Origin of the sequence: Clostridium sp. BJN0001, from assembly GCF_022869825.1 — a bacterium.
Taxonomy (GTDB): domain Bacteria; phylum Bacillota; class Clostridia; order Clostridiales; family Clostridiaceae; genus Clostridium.
Genome location: NZ_CP094971.1, coordinates 2,571,322 through 2,591,472 on the forward strand (window position 1 = coordinate 2,571,322; position 20,151 = coordinate 2,591,472).

General features: G+C 29.3%; 14 protein-coding genes, 1 pseudogene and 1 CRISPR repeat array. Of the genes and pseudogenes, 1 reads left to right on the forward strand and 14 read right to left on the reverse strand.

Annotated elements, in window-relative coordinates:
• Positions 1-10 precede the first annotated feature (10 nt).
• The gene (locus tag MTX53_RS12440; RefSeq protein ID WP_244834063.1) at positions 11-883 is read left to right on the forward strand and encodes a LysR family transcriptional regulator; all 873 of its coding nucleotides are present in this window, start codon (positions 11-13) and stop codon (positions 881-883) included.
• Here MTX53_RS12440 and MTX53_RS12445 read toward each other — a convergent pair.
• The 14 genes and pseudogenes from MTX53_RS12445 to MTX53_RS12510 all read right to left on the reverse strand — a co-directional run bounded on the left by MTX53_RS12445 (position 880) and on the right by MTX53_RS12510 (position 19,737).
• Entirely contained in the window at positions 880-2,238 is a 1,359-nt protein-coding gene (locus MTX53_RS12445) for an MATE family efflux transporter (RefSeq protein ID WP_244834065.1), read from the reverse strand. The two genes, MTX53_RS12440 and MTX53_RS12445, sit on opposite strands and share 4 nt — an antisense overlap.
• Positions 2,239-2,262: 24 nt before the next feature.
• Positions 2,263-3,054 (reverse strand): TrmB family transcriptional regulator, encoded by a 792-nt coding sequence (locus tag MTX53_RS12450; RefSeq protein ID WP_244834066.1) that lies wholly within the window; start codon positions 3,052-3,054, stop codon positions 2,263-2,265.
• A gap of 353 nt (positions 3,055-3,407) precedes the next feature.
• Positions 3,408-3,638: a purine biosynthesis protein PurH gene (locus tag MTX53_RS12455; protein ID WP_244834067.1), complete on the reverse strand. Its 231-nt coding sequence runs from the start codon at positions 3,636-3,638 to the stop codon at positions 3,408-3,410.
• 76 nt (positions 3,639-3,714) lie between these two features.
• A complete protein-coding gene (locus tag MTX53_RS12460) occupies positions 3,715-4,425 on the reverse strand; it encodes a response regulator transcription factor (RefSeq protein ID WP_244834069.1) in 711 nt (236 codons plus the stop codon).
• Positions 4,418-7,120 (reverse strand): sensor histidine kinase KdpD, encoded by a 2,703-nt coding sequence (locus MTX53_RS12465; RefSeq protein WP_244835500.1) that lies wholly within the window; start codon positions 7,118-7,120, stop codon positions 4,418-4,420. Before MTX53_RS12465 ends, MTX53_RS12460 begins: the two co-directional genes overlap by 8 nt.
• Positions 7,121-7,217: 97 nt before the next feature.
• The gene (locus tag MTX53_RS12470) at positions 7,218-8,108 is read right to left on the reverse strand and encodes a hypothetical protein (RefSeq protein ID WP_244834070.1); all 891 of its coding nucleotides are present in this window, start codon (positions 8,106-8,108) and stop codon (positions 7,218-7,220) included.
• 28 nt (positions 8,109-8,136) lie between these two features.
• Entirely contained in the window at positions 8,137-8,742 is a 606-nt protein-coding gene (kdpC, locus tag MTX53_RS12475) for a potassium-transporting ATPase subunit KdpC (protein WP_244834071.1), read from the reverse strand.
• 18 nt (positions 8,743-8,760) lie between these two features.
• Positions 8,761-10,826: pseudogene (kdpB, locus tag MTX53_RS12480) on the reverse strand (potassium-transporting ATPase subunit KdpB).
• 15 nt (positions 10,827-10,841) lie between these two features.
• A complete protein-coding gene (kdpA, locus tag MTX53_RS12485; RefSeq protein ID WP_244834072.1) occupies positions 10,842-12,584 on the reverse strand; it encodes a potassium-transporting ATPase subunit KdpA in 1,743 nt (580 codons plus the stop codon).
• Between the two features lie 277 nt (positions 12,585-12,861).
• Complete coding sequence (locus MTX53_RS12490) at positions 12,862-14,790, reverse strand: [FeFe] hydrogenase, group A (protein ID WP_244834073.1); 1,929 nt, start codon at positions 14,788-14,790, stop codon at positions 12,862-12,864.
• Between the two features lie 191 nt (positions 14,791-14,981).
• Positions 14,982-15,604: direct repeats of the CRISPR family, unit length 38 nt; unit sequence AGTTTTAATCCTTGTTTTAATGGATATCACTCTTCAAT.
• 182 nt (positions 15,605-15,786) lie between these two features.
• Entirely contained in the window at positions 15,787-16,590 is an 804-nt protein-coding gene (locus tag MTX53_RS12495) for an AAA family ATPase (RefSeq protein WP_244833337.1), read from the reverse strand.
• Positions 16,590-17,834: a DDE-type integrase/transposase/recombinase gene (locus MTX53_RS12500; RefSeq protein WP_244833926.1), complete on the reverse strand. Its 1,245-nt coding sequence runs from the start codon at positions 17,832-17,834 to the stop codon at positions 16,590-16,592. The genes MTX53_RS12495 and MTX53_RS12500 overlap by 1 nt, the downstream gene beginning before the upstream one ends.
• A gap of 81 nt (positions 17,835-17,915) precedes the next feature.
• The gene (locus MTX53_RS12505; protein ID WP_244834074.1) at positions 17,916-18,320 is read right to left on the reverse strand and encodes a DUF6431 domain-containing protein; all 405 of its coding nucleotides are present in this window, start codon (positions 18,318-18,320) and stop codon (positions 17,916-17,918) included.
• Between the two features lie 148 nt (positions 18,321-18,468).
• Positions 18,469-19,737 (reverse strand): IS4 family transposase, encoded by a 1,269-nt coding sequence (locus tag MTX53_RS12510; RefSeq protein WP_244833863.1) that lies wholly within the window; start codon positions 19,735-19,737, stop codon positions 18,469-18,471.
• Positions 19,738-20,151: the final 414 nt, after the last annotated feature.

The window sequence follows — 20,151 nt, forward strand, 5'->3', positions numbered from 1 at the left end:
AGGAGAAAACATGCTTGATTTTAGAATATATACTTTTCTTAACGTGTGTAAATATATGAATTTCACAAAAGCAGCTAATAAATTATGTATTACACAGCCTGCAGTATCTCAGCATATTAAATATTTAGAAAAAGAATATAATACAAAATTTTTTGAGTATGAAGGTAAAAAAATAAGCCTTACAAAAGAAGGCAGTATTTTTTATGAAGCAGCTCTTACAATGAGCCATGATGACAAATTTTTAAAAGAAAAAATTAATCAAAGAAACAAAAATATTAGAAGTTTAAAATTCGGAGCAACTTTAACTATAGGTGAATTTATTTTACCTAATAAGCTTCATAATTACTTAAAAGTTAATGATATTTCAGATGTCACTATGATAGTTGAAAATACATCAACTCTTTTACATAAATTAAAACATGGAGAAATAGATTTTGCATTAATTGAAGGATACTTTGTAAAAAATGAATATGACTATATAATTTATTCAAAAGAGAATTATATCTGTGTTTCTGGTCCTGAATATAAATTTAAAAAAAGCGCAAAAAAATTAGAAGATCTTTTATCTGAAACTCTTATAACAAGGGAAAAAGGTTCTGGGACACGAGATATACTTGAAAGGAACTTAGAAAGACATAACCTTACTATAAATGATTTTAACAAAAAATATCAGGTTGGCAATATAAATGCTATAAAAAGCCTTGTTAAAAACAATATGGGAATTACTTTTCTATATGAAGTAGCTGTAGAAGAAGAATTAAAAAAAGGACTATTAAAAAAAATAGAAATTGATGATCTTCAAAAAAATCACAATTTCTATTTTATATGGAGAAAAGGGAGTATATTTTCTAATCTTTATAAAACACTTGCTAAAAATCTTTAATTAGCAGTAACAGCAGTTAAATTAACCATCCATTTCTTTCTTCTAAGTACAACAATAGTAATTATAAATCTTACAAACTCTTCGAAAGATATGAACATATAGACAACAGGGAGAGATAAATTAAATACGAAAGCCATAATAAATCCAAGTGGAATTCCTATAACCCAAGTACCTAAAAGATCCATATAAAGAGTTATTTTAGTTTCTCCACCACTTCTTATAATTCCTCCTGCTCCTACCATGTTGGAAATCTTTATCCAAACTACAAAAGCATAAGCTATTACCATTTTATATGTAAGATTTACTACGCTTGTATCAACATTAAATAATGCTACATAGTATCTATTTACTATAAACAATATTCCTGCAAGAATTATTCCTCCAAATATACTAATTTTCATAAAGAATCTGCTATAATTATATGCTTCTTCCTTATTTCCTTCACCTAGAAGATTACCAACTATTATTCCAGATGCAGCAGCTATTCCTTGAAATAAACCTATACATGCATTTTGAATTGGATACGTAAGTGCCATTGCCGCCATTTCCGTTGTCCCCATTCTACTATATATAAGACTATAGAGTGTATCTCCAAGTCCCCATAAAAATTCATTAAGTATAACTGGTATAAGAATTATCATTATCTTTCTATAAAATGTTCCTTCTATCTTCATAATCGATTTATCAAACTCATAATTTTTTATCTCTTTTATAAATGATATTATAAGAATAATACATTCAACATATACACTTATTACTGTTGCTATTGCTGCACCAATATAGCCAAGCTTTGGCATGCCAAACTTTCCAAATATTAATACATAGTTAAGTCCTGTATTAACTGCAACAGAAGCCATTGATGCTAGTACAACTATTCTTATCTTTTTTATACTTCTTATATAAGCAGTAAGTAATGCTCTTAATGTCATAGGAATGAATGCAACTAAAAGAATTTTATAGTAATTTACTGCAACAGGAATTACATCTGTATCTTTTGTAAAAAATCCAATTATCTCTTTTGGAAAAATAAGCGATGGAATTAAAAATAATATAAATACCAATATAGCAAATATCAAATTTCCTACTAAAGATTCAATCATGCATTTTTTATTTTTAGCACCAAAATACTGACTGACCATTATACCTACACAAGTACCTATAGATGTTATAGTAATTACAAAAAGATTAGGTATCTTATAACCGATTCCGACACCTGCTACAGATGTAGTACCAAGCTGTCCTACCATAATCTGATCAATACCGCTTAAAGATGCGATAAGAATGTTTTGTAGTGATACAGGGACTGCAATTAAAAGTATTTGTTTCCAATATTCAAATAGTTTATTTTTTGACATCATCATCTCTCCTTCATTTAATTTTTAATCTCTTCTATTTTCAAGTAGAGTATTTAATTTAATATCATCATTTATTAGTTCTCTCTTTTCTTTTTGTTTAAGTTTTAACATATAGATATCATGATGAATATGCTCTGACACAATCTTTGCAAGCAGTTTATCTTCTGTGAATGTTCCTTTAAGATTTATATTTTCAGCATCTGATGAACATATAAGAGTATATTTTAAATCAGCAACCATCATAAGTCTTATTTCCTTAGGAAGATTATGATTATTTTCAGGATACCTATATAATTCAACTGGTAAATCGTGCTTATCCATAGGTCCATATGAGAAAATAATTATCCTGACATTTCTTTTTGATGCATTTAATATATCTTCCTTAAAAACATCTATATCGATACATGTATTGATATAAACTTCTTTTTCTGCTATTGATAAAAATTCTTTTGCTTTATTAATAAAGTTCTCAGTTCCTTTTAAATTGTAATAAACTACACTTTCTTCTTTACTTTTTAGATTTAAAAGTTCGTCTTTAAGATTTTCAGTATTTTTCTCAAAATTGCTTTTTAACATATTAATCAGCACATCTGGATTTTTAGCCTTATACATATTTGTTTTATCTGCTACAAGATAAACAATACCTTTATCGTAAAGATTATTTAATGCAGTATAAACAGATGATCTTGAAACATTAAGTTTCTTCGCTATTTGAGAACCATTAAGTTCATTAAATTTTATCAAAGCTATGTATATTTTTGCCTCAACATTGTTAAAACCAAGGTTTTGTAATTTTTCTGTTATATCATCATACATTTTTATTTCCTCCTGTTGTACATATTGTACAACTTTATTTAAACGTATGCAATAGTTTTCTAAAAATAAAAAAACTCCTAAATGCAGCATTTAAAAGTTTTTCTTGTTTTTACCTATATATGTTTTAATTTATATTGTAGACTTATTTTAAAATTAATGAAGATGTATTTTAATAATTACAAATGTGGTGAAAATTCCGTAGGAATTTCAATTTATGTTTTTTTGATCCTTGCGCAAAATACAAAAGCTTTCGCATAAAGCGAAAGCTTTTAAATTCTAATTTTCTGTGATTTAGCAGAAACCCCCATCTTTGTCATTTGTCATTTATTATGTCCTTTGTCCTTTTTCATTTGTTATTTTCCGCTGCATCCGCCTCTTTGAAATGAATCTGGTGATTCTTCCACATAATTAGTTCTATATGATGCTGATATTTCTGAAAGCTCCATCTTTCCATCTATATATGGCTGATACATATCGTATCCATCCACACATTCTTCACATCCTATATCACTATAACCTAAAGATTTTTTTACTATCTCTTCTCTTTGCTGTTTTGTAGTATTTTTAATTAAATATTCATCCATTACTGTTTTTCCTTTCCTTTCAATTCTACTCTAAGAAAATTAGCTAAAGAGCCGTAGTAGATTTACGGCTCTTTAGCTAATTTGCATTAATTCTAAGCATTCTATAACCAATTCCAACATGCGTTTGAATATATTTTGGATTAGAAGGTGTTTCTTCTATTTTCTTTCTAAGTGTTGCCATAAAAACTCTAAGAGATGGCACATCACTAGGAAGTACATTTCCCCAAACTTCTTTTAAAATAAAATTATGTGTAAGAACTTTTCCAACATTTCTTGCTAAAAGACACAATAATTTATATTCTATAGGAGTTAAATGAATTTCATTTTCTCCAATAAAAACACACCCTGCTAAATAATCAATCTTTAAATCTCCATTTATAAATAAATTTGAATCTTCCCCATTTTTCTTTTCCTCAATATAATTAATACGTCTTAGAGTTACTCTAAGTCTTGCTAAAAGTTCCTGAACACTAAATGGCTTTGTTATATAATCATCAGCACCCGAATCAAGCGCCTCTATTTTATCTTCATCTTCACTTCTTGCACTTACTACTATTATTGGTGTATTAGACCATGAACGCACTTTTTTTATTATTTCTACTCCATCCATATCAGGAAGTCCTAAATCAAGAATAATAATATCCGGTCTATATGATACAGCTTCTACAATTGCTATACTCCCATTTTCTGCAATTCTATATTTATAATTCTGAGTTTCTAATGTAGTAGTTATAAGATTTCTTACTGCTTTATCATCTTCTACTACTAATATCTGCGGTTTATTCACTATAATTTACCTCCTCAGCATACAATGTAAAACCAAAAATAGTTCCATTTGGAATATTATCTTTTACATATATTTTACCACCATGTGCATTTATTATTGATTTACATAATGATAATCCAAGTCCTAGTCCCCTTCTTCCATCACCATGATTATTATTTACAGTAAAGAACATATTAAATATCTTTTCCTTATCCGAGTCATCTATACCAGATCCATTATCTCCAATCTCTATATAAACCATTTTACCACGTTTTGTTGCTGCTATCGTTATATCTGAACCTGCTTTTGTATATTTTATTGCGTTATTTACAATATTTATTATAACCTGAATTATAAGTCTTGAATCCATCCTTGCCATTAAAAGATCATCAGATATATCAGTTGAAATATTATAATCAGAAGCTTTTCTATCAATATGATTTAGTGCTTCATGGATTATTTCATCAACAAGCTGAGGCTCAATATTTAAATCCATAGTTCCATTCTCTATCCTTGTTACTGATAATAAATTTTCAACAAGATTTATAAGCCACATAGAGTCATCATATATATCACTATAAAGATCCTGTTTTTTACTTTCAGATAAAATCTTTGAATTTTCCATTAAAATTGCTGAATTTCCAGATATACTTGTAAGTGGTGTTCTTAAATCATGTGAAATTGCCCTTAAAAGATTTGCTCTTAATTTTTCTTGCTCTGCTTTCATGAATATTTCATTTTTTACTTCATTAATGTTTTCTTTCTCTAAAGATAGTGCACTTTCACCTAAAATAGCTATAAGCAAATTCTTTTCTAAAGCATCTAACCCTTCATCTTTTTTTATTGGTATTGCTATTACAGCAAATGATTCCTTATGATTTTTTATCGCCATATATAAACATTTTGCAGCTGGAAGTGTATTAGTTGTAGCTCCAGCATGTTTTTTATTTTTAAATACCCATTGTGCTACTGCTTTCTCTTCTTCGTTTATATACTCATTAATATCCTCATCAGAGTTTGATTCTTTATAAATCATAGGTTCTAATAATTTACCATCTTTTACTGGATACAATATTATTGTTTTATCTAATAATTTCTGTGCCTGATTGGCTGTTTTTACAAATATATCTTCTTTATTCTTAGCTGCCTGAAGTTTTTGGCTTGTTTCCAATAAGACTTCAGTTCTATATGCTTTTTTTGCTGACTGTTTCGCTTCAGTTTTTGCTTTTGTTGCAAGATTTGTAGATATTAATGATGACAATAACATTACTATAAATGTAAGAGGATAACTTCTACCATAAGCCTGCATTGTAAATCTCGGATTTGTAAATAAAAAATTAAATATTAATACACTTAGTAATGATGATAATAATCCATATTTTTTTCCGTCTGTTATAATAGAAATAATCAAAACACCTAATATATATATAGTAATAATATTCGCTTCATTAAATCCAAGGTCATAAAAAATAAGTCCTATTATAGTAATTATTAAAAGAACTCCTATAGTCTTTAATATATCTATTAATGTAAATCTGCTCCAATTCACCTTTGTTCTATTTTTTTTATATTTTTTACTATTATCAGGTATTATATAAATATCAATGTTTGGTGCAACCCCAGTAAGTTGATCTACTAAAGTCTTTTTCCTATTAAATAATGTTTTTTTATTATTTGATCTTCCTATTACTATCTTTGAAACTCCACTAACTCTAGCATACTGTGCAATCTGATTTGCAACATCATCACCATAAACTGTAGCAATTTTTGCTCCAAGCTGCTGTGCAAGTTTTAAATTACTTTCAAGTCTCTTTCTATTTTCTCCTTCAAACTCCCTACTATTAGTAGTTTCAACAAATAATGCTGTGAAAAGTCCATGAAATGCCTCTGACATTCTCGCTGCTGTCCTTATTACTTTAGGATTGCTTGGTGAACTTGAAAGACATATAAGTACATGCTCTTCTGTATAATAATTTAAATTTTCTTTTTCTCTTTCTTTATCAGTTTTCTTATTAACTGCATCAGCTGTACGTCTTAATGCAATCTCTCTTAAAGCTATAAGCTTTTCTTTTGTAAAGAAATTATCCAAAGCCCTTTTTGCCTGATTTGTCTTATATATCTTTCCTTCATTAAGTCTTTCTATAAGATCGTCTGGCTCTATATCTACAAGTTCAACTTTATCAGCCTGATCAAATACATTATCAGGTATTCTTTCTCTTACAACTATTCCTGTTATTGAAGCAACGATATCATTTAAACTTTCTATATGTTGTACATTAACAGTAGTATATACATTTATACCATTATTCAAAAGTTCATGTATGTCTTGATATCTTTTTATATGACGCACCCCTTTAGCATTTGTATGTGCAAGTTCGTCAACAAGAATAACATCAGGATGTCTTTTTATTGCTGAGTCAAGATCAAATTCATTTAATATTATTCCTTTATATTTAACTTTTAGATTAGGAAGCATCTCAAGACCATCTAAAAGTTCTAGTGTCTCTTTTCTAGTATGTGGTTCTATATATCGTGCTACTACATCTATCCCAGCTTTTTTTAATTCATGAGCTTCTTTTAGCATTGCAAAAGTTTTTCCAACTCCTGCTGCATATCCAAAAAATATTTTTAATTTTCCACGTGTTTCAGATTCTTCTTCTTCTTCACATGAAATTTTTTTTAGTATCTTATCCGGATTAGGACGTTCATCCATAATACGCTCCCCTTTCATATAAAATAAATTATAGGCTGTTATACTAAAAATGTCGAATACCCATTTAATCTTTAGCATAACAGCCTTTTAAAATTTTATATCATTTAACTTCATTCTTAACTGGAAATAGTATCTTTAATAAAATCTTTTCCGCTGCTGAGAATGATTCAAAATTATAATATCTTCTTTTGCCATCTTTATCTATTATTTTAAAATCTCGTTTTGATTTTTCTACTTTTATATGTAGAGTCGATAATGCACTTCTTAATGCTAGCTCCCATGCAAATATACCATGCATTATGCTTCCCGAAACAAATCTATCATATAAAATTTCAAATTCAAATGCAGTATGATAATTACATAAAAAATCTACCCATAAATTTTCTATCTGAGAAATATTTAACGAACCTATATAATCTCCATCATAATCCTCATCATTTAATATAATATAATTATATTTTGTATATTTAACTGAATCTTTTTCTTTTTGAGAAAAATAAACATCCCATTTTCTTTTTACAGCAATACAATCTGAAGTATATTTTATGCTACTAACTGCTTCATTTAACAATTCCAGCTCTTCGTCATTAGATACCCTAATTCTAATGCATAAATCATAAATTATATCAAATTCTTTACCAGATTCACTATACTTATCTACTTTTAAACTATTGCCTTCATTAACAAATTTTATTTCACCAATCTCAAAATTATTAATTATTCCATTTACGCTAATAGACATCTTCTCTGATATATCTGCAATAATACTAGCATAATCATCAATTATTGAATTGCTGTCAAATGCTGAATCTTCAAATAGAACCCATACTGACTTTTCATCCTTTATACATTTAACTTTTGGATTAATACTTACTTCTTTGCTTAATTTATAGATAAGTTTCAGTATAAGCTCCATTTCTGATTTCTTATTATTCCTACTATCGGTTTTATTAAAAAAAGTTTTCTTTAATTCTAAAGCTAGACTTCTCATATTATCTTTCCTTTATTTTTATTAAATACTATTTTAATATTCCATCAAGTGCAAGATTTACTTCTAAAACATTAACAGTCTTTTCTCCAAGAACTCCAAATAGTTTTCCTTTTGTATATTTTTTAATTATATTTTCAACTTCAGTTTCTGACATTTCATTGTTTTTAGCAATTCTATCAACCTGATATTCTGCTGCTGCAACAGAAATATGAGGATCAAGTCCACTTCCTGAACATGTTACAATATCAACAGGGATATCTTCATCACCTTTTTCAGGATTAGCTTTTTTTATCATATCAATTCTTTCTTGTACCATTTTTTTATACTCATCACTTGCAGGACTCATATTAGAAGGTCCTGCATATGCTAATTTATTACCATTTTCATCTGTAAAAGTATCTGTATCTACGTTCATTATTCTTCCCCAGAGATGCTTCTCATCAGTATACTGCTGAGCTAAAAGTGTACTGCCATATTTCTTACCATCAATTTCTATTATGCTTCCATTAGCCTGTTTAGGAAATAGAATTTGTGAAACTCCAGTTATTGATAAAGTATAAATAACACCACATATAATTGTGAATATTATAAATAATATAGCTGCTCTAGAAAATATTTTTCCAAAATTATTCATGCTAAATTCATCCTTTCTTTAAACAAGACCTACAAATGTAATAATAAGGTCAATAATCTTTATTGCTACAAATGGTACTACGATACCACCTAAGCCATAAACTAGAAGATTTCGTGACAATAATTTTCCTGCTGAAACTTCTCTATACTTTACTCCTCTAAGTGCTAAAGGAATTAATGCTACTATGATAAGCGCATTATATATAATAGCTGAGAATATTGCACTATCGGCGCTATGAAGATGCATAATATTAAGTGCAGATAATCCTGGATATAATCCTATAAATAATGCTGGGATTATTGCGAAATATTTTGCAAGGTCATTTGCTATACTAAATGTTGTCAAACTTCCACGAGTCATTAAAAGCTGTTTTCCTATTCTTACAATGTCTATAAGTTTTGTAGGTGATGAATCTAAATCTACCATATTTCCAGCTTCTTTTGCTGCTTGAGTACCAGTATTCATTGCAACTGCAACATCAGCTTGAGCAAGAGCAGGTGCATCGTTAGTTCCATCTCCTGTCATTGCAACTAAATGTCCTTTTTTCTGGAATTCACGAATTGTTTTTAATTTTCCCTCTGGAGTTGCCTCTGCTAAGAAATCATCAACTCCTGCTTCTGCTGCTATTGCTGCTGCTGTAAGAGGATTATCTCCTGTAACCATTATTGTCTTAATTCCCATTTTTCTTAAATCAGAAAACTTTTCTTGAACACCCTGTTTTATAATATCTTTTAAATAAATAACTCCAAGAGTTTGTCTATTTTTTGTTACAACAAGAGGTGTTCCTCCTTTATTTGCTATCTGAGTACTATTTCATCACATTCTTTTGGATAATTTCCACCATTATCTGTAACATATTCTTTTATTGAATCTGCAGCACCTTTACGAATTTCATTATTTTTAAAATTAACACCGCTCATTCTTGTTTTTGCTGTGAATGGTACAAATTCCATCTTAAGTTCTGACATATTTCTTTCACGAATATCAAATTTTTCTTTTGCAAGAACAACTATACTTCTTCCTTCAGGTGTCTCATCTGCAAGAGATGATATCTGAGCTGCATCTGCAAGCTCTCTTTCACTCACACCACTTACAGGAAGGAATTGACATGCTTGTCTATTTCCAAGTGTTATTGTTCCTGTTTTATCAAGCATTAAAACATCAACGTCTCCTGCGGCTTCAATAGCACGTCCACTCATTGCAAGTACATTTGCCTGATTTAAACGGCTCATTCCTGCAATTCCTATAGCTGAAAGTAAAGCACCTATAGTTGTAGGGGCAAGGCATACTAAAAGAGCAACAAGCGATGTAACAGATGTTGGATTAGCTTTTCCCATCTGATTTGCAGAAAATACTGAGTAAGTATATAAAGAAACTGTTACTAATACGAATATCATTGTTAATGCTACTAACAAAATTTGAAGAGCAATTTCATTTGGAGTTTTCTTACGAGCAGCTCCTTCTACCATTGAAATCATTTTATCAAGGAAACTCTGACCTGGTTCACTTGTAGTTCTTATTACAAGTATATCAGATGTTACTGTTGTTCCTCCGGTTACTGCACTTCTATCTCCACCAGCTTCTCTTATAACTGGTGCAGATTCTCCTGTTATTGCACTTTCATCTACAGAAGCTGCTCCTTCAATAACTTCACCATCTGCAGGAATCTGTTCTCCTGCCTTTACAAGTACAATATCACCTTTTACAAGTGATGCTGATGATACTTTTGTTATTTGATCTTTCTTATCAGCTGAAGGAATTTTATGTGCCTCTACATCTTTTTTAGCTGCACGAAGTGAATCAGCTTGTGCTTTTCCACGTCCTTCTGCTATTGCCTCTGCAAAATTAGCAAATAAAACTGTAAGCCATAAAATTATTGTAATTCCAAATATAAAACCACAATTTGAATCTTTAACTCCAAATAATGAAACAACAAACAATATTGTTGTTAATATTGAAGATATATATACAAGAAACATTACTGGATTCTCCATCTGAGTCTTTGGTGAAAGCTTAGTAAAAGAATCTTTAATTGCTCTTATAACCATTTTTTTATCGGTAAAACTGCTTTTATTTTCATTCATAATTTCTCACCTCATCTAAGCAAACATTTGAAAAAATTCAGCAATAGGTCCGAGTGCCAATGCTGGGAAAAAGCTTAACGCTCCAATAAGTAATACTACAAATATTAAAAGACATATAAACATAGCATTGTGTGTAGGTAAAGTACCTGCACTAGCTGCAACATGCTTTTTCTGTACCATATTCCCTGCAATAGCTAATGTAGCTACCATTGGTACAAATCTTGCAAATAGCATTACAAGTCCAAGACTTACATTTAAAAATGGAGTATTTGCATTAAATCCAGCAAATGCTGATCCATTATTACCTGCACATGATGAATAAGAATATAAAACTTCTGAAAATCCATGTGCTCCAGTATTATGCAAGCTATCAGTTACCTGTGGAAGAATACTTGCTATACCACTACCTACTAATATTGCAATAGGTGTTGCAAGGCATACTAAAACTGCCATTCTCATTTCAAAAGGCTCTATCTTTTTGCCTAAATATTCAGGTGTTCTTCCAACCATAAGTCCTGCAATAAATACTGTAAGTATTGCAAATCCTAACATTCCATAAAGTCCACAACCTATTCCTCCAAAAATAACTTCTCCAAGTTGCATTTGAAGCATTGTAATCATTCCTCCAATTGGAGTATAACTATCATGCATAGAGTTTACAGAACCATTTGAAGCCGCTGTAGTAAAGGCAGCCCATGTAGTTGAACTTGCTATACCAAATCTTGATTCTTTTCCTTCCATATTTCCACCTGATTGAGTCTGTGTGGCCTCTATATTTATCTGACCATTTCCTGCAATCTGTGGTGTTGCATTCTGTTCATTAATTCCAATTGTTCCAAGTGCTGCAACAAGCATTATAGCCATTGCTACAAATATTGCTACTCCTTGTTTTTTATCTTTTATACTTTTTCCAAAAGAAAAGCATAATGATACTGGTATTAATAATATTGAAAGCATCTCAAATAAATTTGATAAAGCTGTTGGATTTTCAAGTGGATGAGCTGAATTTACTCCGAAGAATCCTCCTCCATTTGTTCCAAGCTGTTTTATTGCAATCTGGCTTGCTGCTGGTCCAAGAGGAACAACTCCCTCAGTAACTTCTGTTCCATCATCTAAAGTTATTGGTTCAGTAAGTGAAACTGTATCATACTGTTTGAAATTCTGAACAACTCCCTGAGATACTAAAACTAATGATACTACTATTGAAAGTGGTATTAGTATATACATAACTGATCTTGTAAAGTCAACCCAAAAATTTCCTATACCTTTTTGTTTTACTCTTAGTAATCCTCTTATTAATCCATAAAGTACACACATACCAACTGCTGGTGAAACAAAGTTCTGAACTGTAAGTCCTATCATCTGTGTAAAATAGCTTAATGCACTTTCACCTGAATATGCCTGCCAGTTTGTATTTGTTAAAAAACTTACTGCATTGTTAAATGCTAAGTCCCATTTGATTCCTGAGAATTTTTCAGGATTTAATGGTAAAACTCCCTGACATACATGAATTAAGAACAATATTACTAGATTTATAATAGAAAATAATATTACTGAAAGTGAATATTTTTTCCATTCCATATCTTCGTTTTTATCGATACGCATTAATTTATAAATTCCATTTTCACAAGGTACTAATATCTTTGATAAAAATACTTTTTCGCCATCCATAACTTTTGCTATATATTTTCCAAGTGGAATAGCTAATGCTACTAATATTATTAAATATAATGCATATTGCAATATTAAATTAGTCATTTTTTATCTCCCCCTAACAATATACATGCTAAATAAATAAAATATATGAGTGCCGCAACGCCAATTAGACAAATCACTACATTCATTTTTATCTCCTCCTTACTCTTGATGAATTTAGTGTAGCATATGAAAAATTAGCATAGTGTTATTATTCTTCTTATGGTATTAAGATTCTATTAATACACGTTTTTAATGTTACAAAGTTATCCTCACATTTAACTACAATATAATTTCCTAAAGAATAAAAAAAATACTGGCTTTTAACCAGTATCTTTAATCATCTAGAAAAATAATTTGTATGAAAAAGCTCCCGTGCTTTTTTACTTAAAGGACATTCAAGGTATTTTTTATAAATAATGCGAACTTGCGAATTTTCATTTGAACGACGTATCTGCATATTTTCATCTATATTATTTAAGCCTTCAGCTCTTGATTTTAAAACATTTTCCTTATTTTTTATAACTTTAGGCTGTCCGCCACCGCCAACACATCCATATTGACACGCCATTATTTCAATTGCATGAAAGAACTCTTCTCCTGATCTTATTTTATCTAAAAGTTTTTTAGCCTCTTTAAGTCCATATACAATTCCTATCTTTAATTTAACTCCTTCAATATCTAAATTGCATACTCTAAAATTATCCCATCCACGAAGAGGTTCAAATTTTATTACATCAATCTTTTTACCCGTAATATTTTGATAAGCTGTTCTTACTGCAGCTTCAATAACTCCACCTGTTCTTCCAAATATTATACCCGCTCCTGAATATTCACCAATAACTTTATCTATTTTTTCAGGCTCTATATTTTTTAAATCTATATTAAAATCTTTAAATAATTTTATAAGCTCTCTTGTAGTAACAACATAATCAACATCATAATTTAAATCCATTGAAAATTGTTCTCTTGAAGCTTCATATTTTTTAGCTACACATGGCATAATAGCTACTGAAACAAGCTTATCTCTTGAAATCTTATTTTCTCTTGCCCATATTTCTTTTATTACAGTAGCAACCATTTCCATTGGTGATTTTGCTGTAGATGGGACATCCATCATATCTCTATAATTTTCTTCTATAAAATTAATCCATGCTGGACAGCACGAAGTAAGTATTGGAAGTTTTACGTTTTTATCACCAGAAATATATTTTTTAAATCTTTCTACTAATTCTGCAGACTCTTCCATTATTGTTAAATCTGCTCCATACGTAGTATCAAAAACATAATTTACTCCAAGCTTTTTAAGTGCAGCACATACTTTTCCTTCAACATTATCTCCAGGTTTAAAGCCGAATGCTTCACCAATCGTAACTCTTATTGCAGGTGCCATCTGTGTAACTACCACATTATCTTTCAAAGACAAATCTCTTAAAAACTTAAGTGTATTGCTACCAGATGTTATTGCATCAACAGGGCAAGCAGATATACACGCACCACAATAAGTACATCTTGTATGATCTATATTATGCTTTTTCTTAATTTCTCCATCTATGCAATCTACTGGGCATACTCTTTTGCAGCTTCCACAGCCAATACATTTTTGTGTTATAGTGATCTTTACAAGATTATTACACTGATATGTATAACATTTCTTTTCCTTTATATGTTCCTCCATTTCACTATAAAAATTTTCTAATATATCTTCAATTACACTATACTCTTCATTCATTTTTTCTTTTATACTATTTGATAATATCCTCAAACAATATAAATCTCTCATATTAGCTGCGCCCTTGCTGATTCTATCTAAAATGTTATAAATTCTTATAATATCATCTTTTACCTCTTCATATTTTTTATAAAGTCCTTCATTTATTTTCTCAATTAAATATTCTATATAATATAATGCATATTGAACTATACAATCCTGCTTAGATAGTATTATTATTGATTTTTCTTCACTTTTATTAAATAAGTCAGCTTTAATTTCTTTATTAATATCATTTTTTAATATAAGTTTTCCAATAGGCATATTTATCTGAGCAGCCTTAAACTCATTTTTATCTGAAATTCCACCTACAGAATCTATTATCTGACTAAGTGTCATATTAGGAATAAATTTAATGATTCCAGGTTTATTAACTCTCCCATATACTGCAATTTTCATTTCTTTTTCAGATGATGTTTTCTCTGTGCTATCATCTTTTAATTCTGAAAATGCAAATCCAAATCTATTTTTTATTAACATATCATTTTTATCACTCATAAACTTATTTTCTCCTATTTATAATAGTAAAATATATACATTAATATGTTCTACAAATAGAAGAAATTTTATGCAGAAAGCCTCTTTCATATTAAATAAATAATGTTTATCTTTTTATATAACAAAACCCAAACTTATTTTGTCTAAGTTTGGGTTTTGTACTTATTTATCTTCTTCATAATTATATAGTTATAAAAATTATCTGTTTTAATGGATATTGCTCTTCAATATTCGTTTGGAGCTAAAATTACTCAAGTGGTCTGCAAGTTTTAATCCTTGTTTTAATGGATATCACTCTTCAATCTTGGGTTTGGATCTCTGTCTATATATTTGCTATATAGTTTTAATCCTTGTTTTAATGGATATCACTCTTCAATTTATATCCTGTTGTTGCTACAGCTGGGCTTAACGAGTTTTAATCCTTGTTTTAATGGATATCACTCTTCAATCTAATGCGGTACGTGTTTTACCAGTTCCTTGTTCCAGTTTTAATCCTTGTTTTAATGGATATCACTCTTCAATAATTACCTAAAAACGTGATTTTATTAGATTTTTAAGTTTTAATCCTTGTTTTAATGGATATCACTCTTCAATCCTACAAATATCTATTAGCAAGAAAATAACAAATAGTTTTAATCCTTGTTTTAATGGATATCACTCTTCAATAATGATAATTCTTATTTATATCCTCAAGAAATTTTAGAGTTTTAATCCTTGTTTTAATGGATATCACTCTTCAATCTTATGATGGATTGCAACAATCAAAACTGACATTTTGTTTTAATCCTTGTTTTAATGGATATCACTCTTCAATATGGTATTGAACGTCAAATTATTTGATGCTAATATCATAACTTTATTTGATGCTAAAAATGAATATATTCTTCAAAATCTTCAATGAAAATGAGGCTACTTCGTTACGGTTTATGATGATAAATATTCTGAATATTACAAAAAAATCCACAAATACCTTATTGATATTTGCAGATTTTACTTTTATCCAAGTTCAGTTTCATTAACAGCAAGCATTATTATGTCACTATCAATTGTATTCATATTTTTTGTATTGCCTATCATAAGGCTAGAATCACAGATTTTATTAACAATTCTAGGAACTCCGTTCGAAGCGTTAGCAATTGCTTCAAGAGCGGTATCATCAAAAATATCAGTATTACATTTAGCACCAGTAAGCTTTGCTAATATATAGTCTTTAGTTTCTGATTTTGTGAGATTATCTAAATTATAATTCATTGTTATACGTTGTCTTAAAGGCTCATTAGCAACTAGCCTCATGGTATTATTTAACTGAGGAAGCCCCACAAGAAGTACTATTGCACGATCTCTTGAATCCATGTCAAAATTAAAAAGCATTTTTAAATCATTAAGTATTCCATTACTTACATAATTAGCTTCATCAATAATTATTACAGGAGTTATACGTTTTTCAACTGAATATCTAGTTATTTCATTTTGGATAATTTTGAAATTATCAATTTTTCTGCACATTGGCTCTAGTCCAAGCTGGGCAGCCATATTTTTATAAAATTCTGCAACAGTAAGTGTAGAAAGGGAACTATAAATAACTTTATAAAGTGATGAATTAAGGCTATTAGACCAGTTTCTTATTATTGTAGTTTTACCTCGCCCTGGACCTCCGGTCAGGATTCCGAAACCTTTATTATTAAGTAAATAATTAAGTCTACAAATAACTTCTTTATAGTCAGAAGTTTCTACTACTATTTCCTTAGAATTTTTTATAAACGGATTAAAATCCATTCCATATCTACTTATATAATCCATTATTCTTGACCTCCAGTAAGTTTTATTTTTTCCCTTTTTATAACAGAATTATCATGCTTATTTAAAAGCTTTATTTCTGTAAGTTCAGAAGTGTTTTTATCAACTACATAAATTTTGCTTAAATCAGGTGAATATCTTAGGGTTATTCTTTGTTTTGAGTATCTATAATCAACTTCATATTCTGTTTCATCTATCATAACTACGTTATCGGCTGATACTCTTCTTTCATATTCAAGTAAAAAGGAAGTTTCAATTTGTTCATCTGTAAGCCTTTTAATCATGTGAGATTCCTTGAAAAACCTGTCCTGTGGAGATAGTCCATCTAGAGAAGAATGTATATGCTGATTATAGCTATTAACATATGAAATAAGGCTTATCCTAAGTTCATCTAAATTATTAAAATCATTCATATTAAGCTGGGACATCCATTGATCTTTTAATGTGCGAAACCACCTTTCAATTTTAGCTTTTGATTGTGGGGTATAGGGTGCACAATAACTAATAGTTGTACCTATTCTAGCTGCTAAAAGTTCCATTTGCTTGTTCTTATATGAAGCACCATTATCAAAGTTTAAGATTTTAGGTTTCCCGAATCGTGTAACAGCAGATTTTAAAACAGACATAAGATTTACAAAATTATCATTAAAAAATACATCTATTCCTGTTATGTATCTTGAAGCATCATCAATAAGTGCTATTATGTAAACGCGTTTCTTTTTACCATCTACCTTCAAATAAGGTCCAACGCTGCTGTCACCACACCATACTTCATTTATATGAGCACGCTCATATCTTTTCATATCTTTATTTTTAGAATATTTATTCTCAAGCTTAAGAACATTAACATACCTATTAATTGTTGAAAGTGAAATATCTCCTTTAACAATAGTTCCATTGTTAATAAGCTTTTGATAGATAAGTGTTGCTGGGATTCTTGGATATTCTTGTTTTAAATATTTAATCTGTTCTGTAATATCAGAATCTAATTTACGTGTTCTTCCAGTGTCGCATCGTTTTACAGGTATGAGTGCCTCAAAGCCCTTATTCTTGTAATTGTAATACCAACGTTCAAGAGTAGCAGCAGCTACCTTAGTATCTTCACCATCTGGAGTCTGATATACTTTGCCTGCGGCATCTCGGAAAAATTGTTTAACACTTTTATTTTCATCATAAGTACCACTTATCAGAGGAGCCAAGATTCCGTACCTGAAAAGTGCTATTTCTTTTCTAGTTTTTTCGTCCATATTTTGAAAAAGCCTCCTTTGTTTTATTACAATATAAGCTTATATCTACATAAATTAACAGTAAAACTAAGTTATGTGGTTTTACGAAAATAAAATATTATTGATGCATTTAATTTGCATAAATTGTCTTTTAAAGTTTTTTAAACATTGCTTTGAAATACTTAAATCTAATGAAATTTTAAATGAAGTAATACGTTCCTTCCAATGCTCTAGATATTGTTTTATTATATAAAAAATATTGCTTTCATCGATAAATTCATTAGCTATCATAATGGGTTCAAAAGAAGCTTTGGAATTATAAGCATTAATAATTGAAATATGATCACATAAAAGAATTTGAGAATAAGGTACAATACACTCTGGAAATATAGCATGAGTTTTATTGCAACATGTACACTTTGCTCTAAGAATTGTTATAGATATCTTGCCATCACTGTTTTTAACAGTTCTCTTGTAATAACCATGCTTTACAAGCTGCCCGGACAATGTCGTCAACTTAGTAGATTAAGCTATGCAAAAATAAATTGAAAGAAATCATTTTTGATGTCTATTTTAATTTATCTTAAAAAATGGTACACTAAATAAATCCACTGGATAAAGTGAATTTTAAATATGTATTTATTTATATTTAATATTAAAAACAGGATTTAATATTATGATGGTGCTTTTTTCTTGGATGTTTGTTTTTGCGCTCACAAGATCGGTTGCAACGTATTTGTGAGCGTATTTTTATAGCTTTTTCAAGTATTAATTCTAACAGCTTATTTCTTAATCTAGATTTAACTAATAAAGCTATAATTCGTTTGAATACCTGTCCCAAAATAAAATTCCTATTTGATTGATATATTGAATTTAAATCTTTATCCTTATTATCATTTGATATCGCAGCATCGGCATCTTTTTTTATAAGAGCTGCAATCATCGATAAATAAATAGAAACGTAAAAATCTTGCTTTATGGCAATTGGCTTAGTACCTGAAAATTCTTCGATTTTAAGACTGCATTTTAATTCTTTATATTTAGATTCAACGCCCCATCTTAAGAAATAGAGTTCTTTGAATTTTAAAGGCGTAATAGTATCATCATAGATGTTAGTCACTAAAGTTTCTGTCACCTCATCTGACAGCTTAACTTTTACTACTCTTATTTTTTTTATTTCACCTTTAACTTTATATTTTAAAATAAAGTCAGGGGAATCTATTGATTGTGCAAGTTTAAAAGATGTTGATACTCGCATTAAAAATAGTAATTCCTTGGAATTTAAATAATCAAACATATCATATGAAGGATAGCCTCTATCAAAAATAACAATGCTTTTTCGAGGACAGAATTTATCTCCTATTGACTCTATATGTTGTTTTGCAATATGTCTTTCACTTGTCTTATATTTAGTAATTCTAGAATCTACAATAATGTCATTTAATACATCATATAAGGCTGACGCCGTCGCAATAGCAGTTCTTGTCTTATTTTGATTACTGCTTAATCCAAAATATTCACCACATTCTTTTGTATCTGGCACTTGTAGACTAGTTCCATCTACAGCTAGAATATTAAAACCATTCCAAGTGTTTAAATTTTTATTTATACTATAAAATTTATCAACAAAAAGTCTGCATAATTCATTAAAGGCTTCTGGTGATATATTTTGTCTTGCCTTAGAAAATGCTTGTTTTGTTATTGACGGAAATTTTAAACATTTATGATCTTCAATAAAATTATCAATTTCAGAAGAGATGGATTTTCGCAATGCGGAGCAAATAAAATGAACCGTATTTGAAAAGGATAGTTTTCTATTCCTTGAGAATGAGTTACCTAAGCTGTATGCTTCTTTGTACTCACTTGAAGTAATTAAATCGTTTGTTTCTTTTAAAATTAAAGATAATAATCTAGTATTTTTCATAATGTAAAACCTCGCTATAAATTTATTTCTCTATAGCGAGGCTGCAAAATTTTCCACTATTGTCAAGTGTTTTTTTTATTAAATTATCATTTTCTCTTAAGTTGACGACATTGGCTGCCCGGACCTTCCGCAGGAACAAGTAAGTTTGTGAAAATCTATGTCTTTAATAAATTTATCATAGGATTTTTACGTTAATGACTTGATTTTTGAATCTAAATTAGATATGATTTTTGTATCATAAATATTAGTTATCATAGAATTTATGGTTAGCAGAGCAACAAAACTTTGGTCGGTGGTGTTGCTCTGCTTTTTTCCTTTCTAAGAATAATATAAAATAATAATATACTAAAAAAGGCAAGCATTAAATACTTTGACTAAAATTTAGTCATGCAAATAATGCTTGCTCTTTATTTA

Bases quoted from the DNA above. Each gene is read 5' to 3' on its own strand.
- kdpA (WP_244834072.1), bottom strand. From the start codon at position 12,584: ATGACTAATTTAATATTGCAATATGCATTATATTTAATAATATTAGTA.
- kdpC (WP_244834071.1), bottom strand. From the start codon at position 8,742: ATGAATAATTTTGGAAAAATATTTTCTAGAGCAGCTATATTATTTATA.
- MTX53_RS12495 (WP_244833337.1), bottom strand. From the start codon at position 16,590: ATGGATTATATAAGTAGATATGGAATGGATTTTAATCCGTTTATAAAA.
- MTX53_RS12510 (WP_244833863.1), bottom strand. From the start codon at position 19,737: ATGAAAAATACTAGATTATTATCTTTAATTTTAAAAGAAACAAACGAT.
- MTX53_RS12455 (WP_244834067.1), bottom strand. From the start codon at position 3,638: ATGGATGAATATTTAATTAAAAATACTACAAAACAGCAAAGAGAAGAG.
- MTX53_RS12490 (WP_244834073.1), bottom strand. From the start codon at position 14,790: ATGAGTGATAAAAATGATATGTTAATAAAAAATAGATTTGGATTTGCA.
- MTX53_RS12450 (WP_244834066.1), bottom strand. From the start codon at position 3,054: ATGTATGATGATATAACAGAAAAATTACAAAACCTTGGTTTTAACAAT.
- MTX53_RS12470 (WP_244834070.1), bottom strand. From the start codon at position 8,108: ATGAGAAGTCTAGCTTTAGAATTAAAGAAAACTTTTTTTAATAAAACC.
- MTX53_RS12445 (WP_244834065.1), bottom strand. From the start codon at position 2,238: ATGTCAAAAAATAAACTATTTGAATATTGGAAACAAATACTTTTAATT.
- MTX53_RS12500 (WP_244833926.1), bottom strand. From the start codon at position 17,834: ATGGACGAAAAAACTAGAAAAGAAATAGCACTTTTCAGGTACGGAATC.
- MTX53_RS12440 (WP_244834063.1), top strand. From the start codon at position 11: ATGCTTGATTTTAGAATATATACTTTTCTTAACGTGTGTAAATATATG.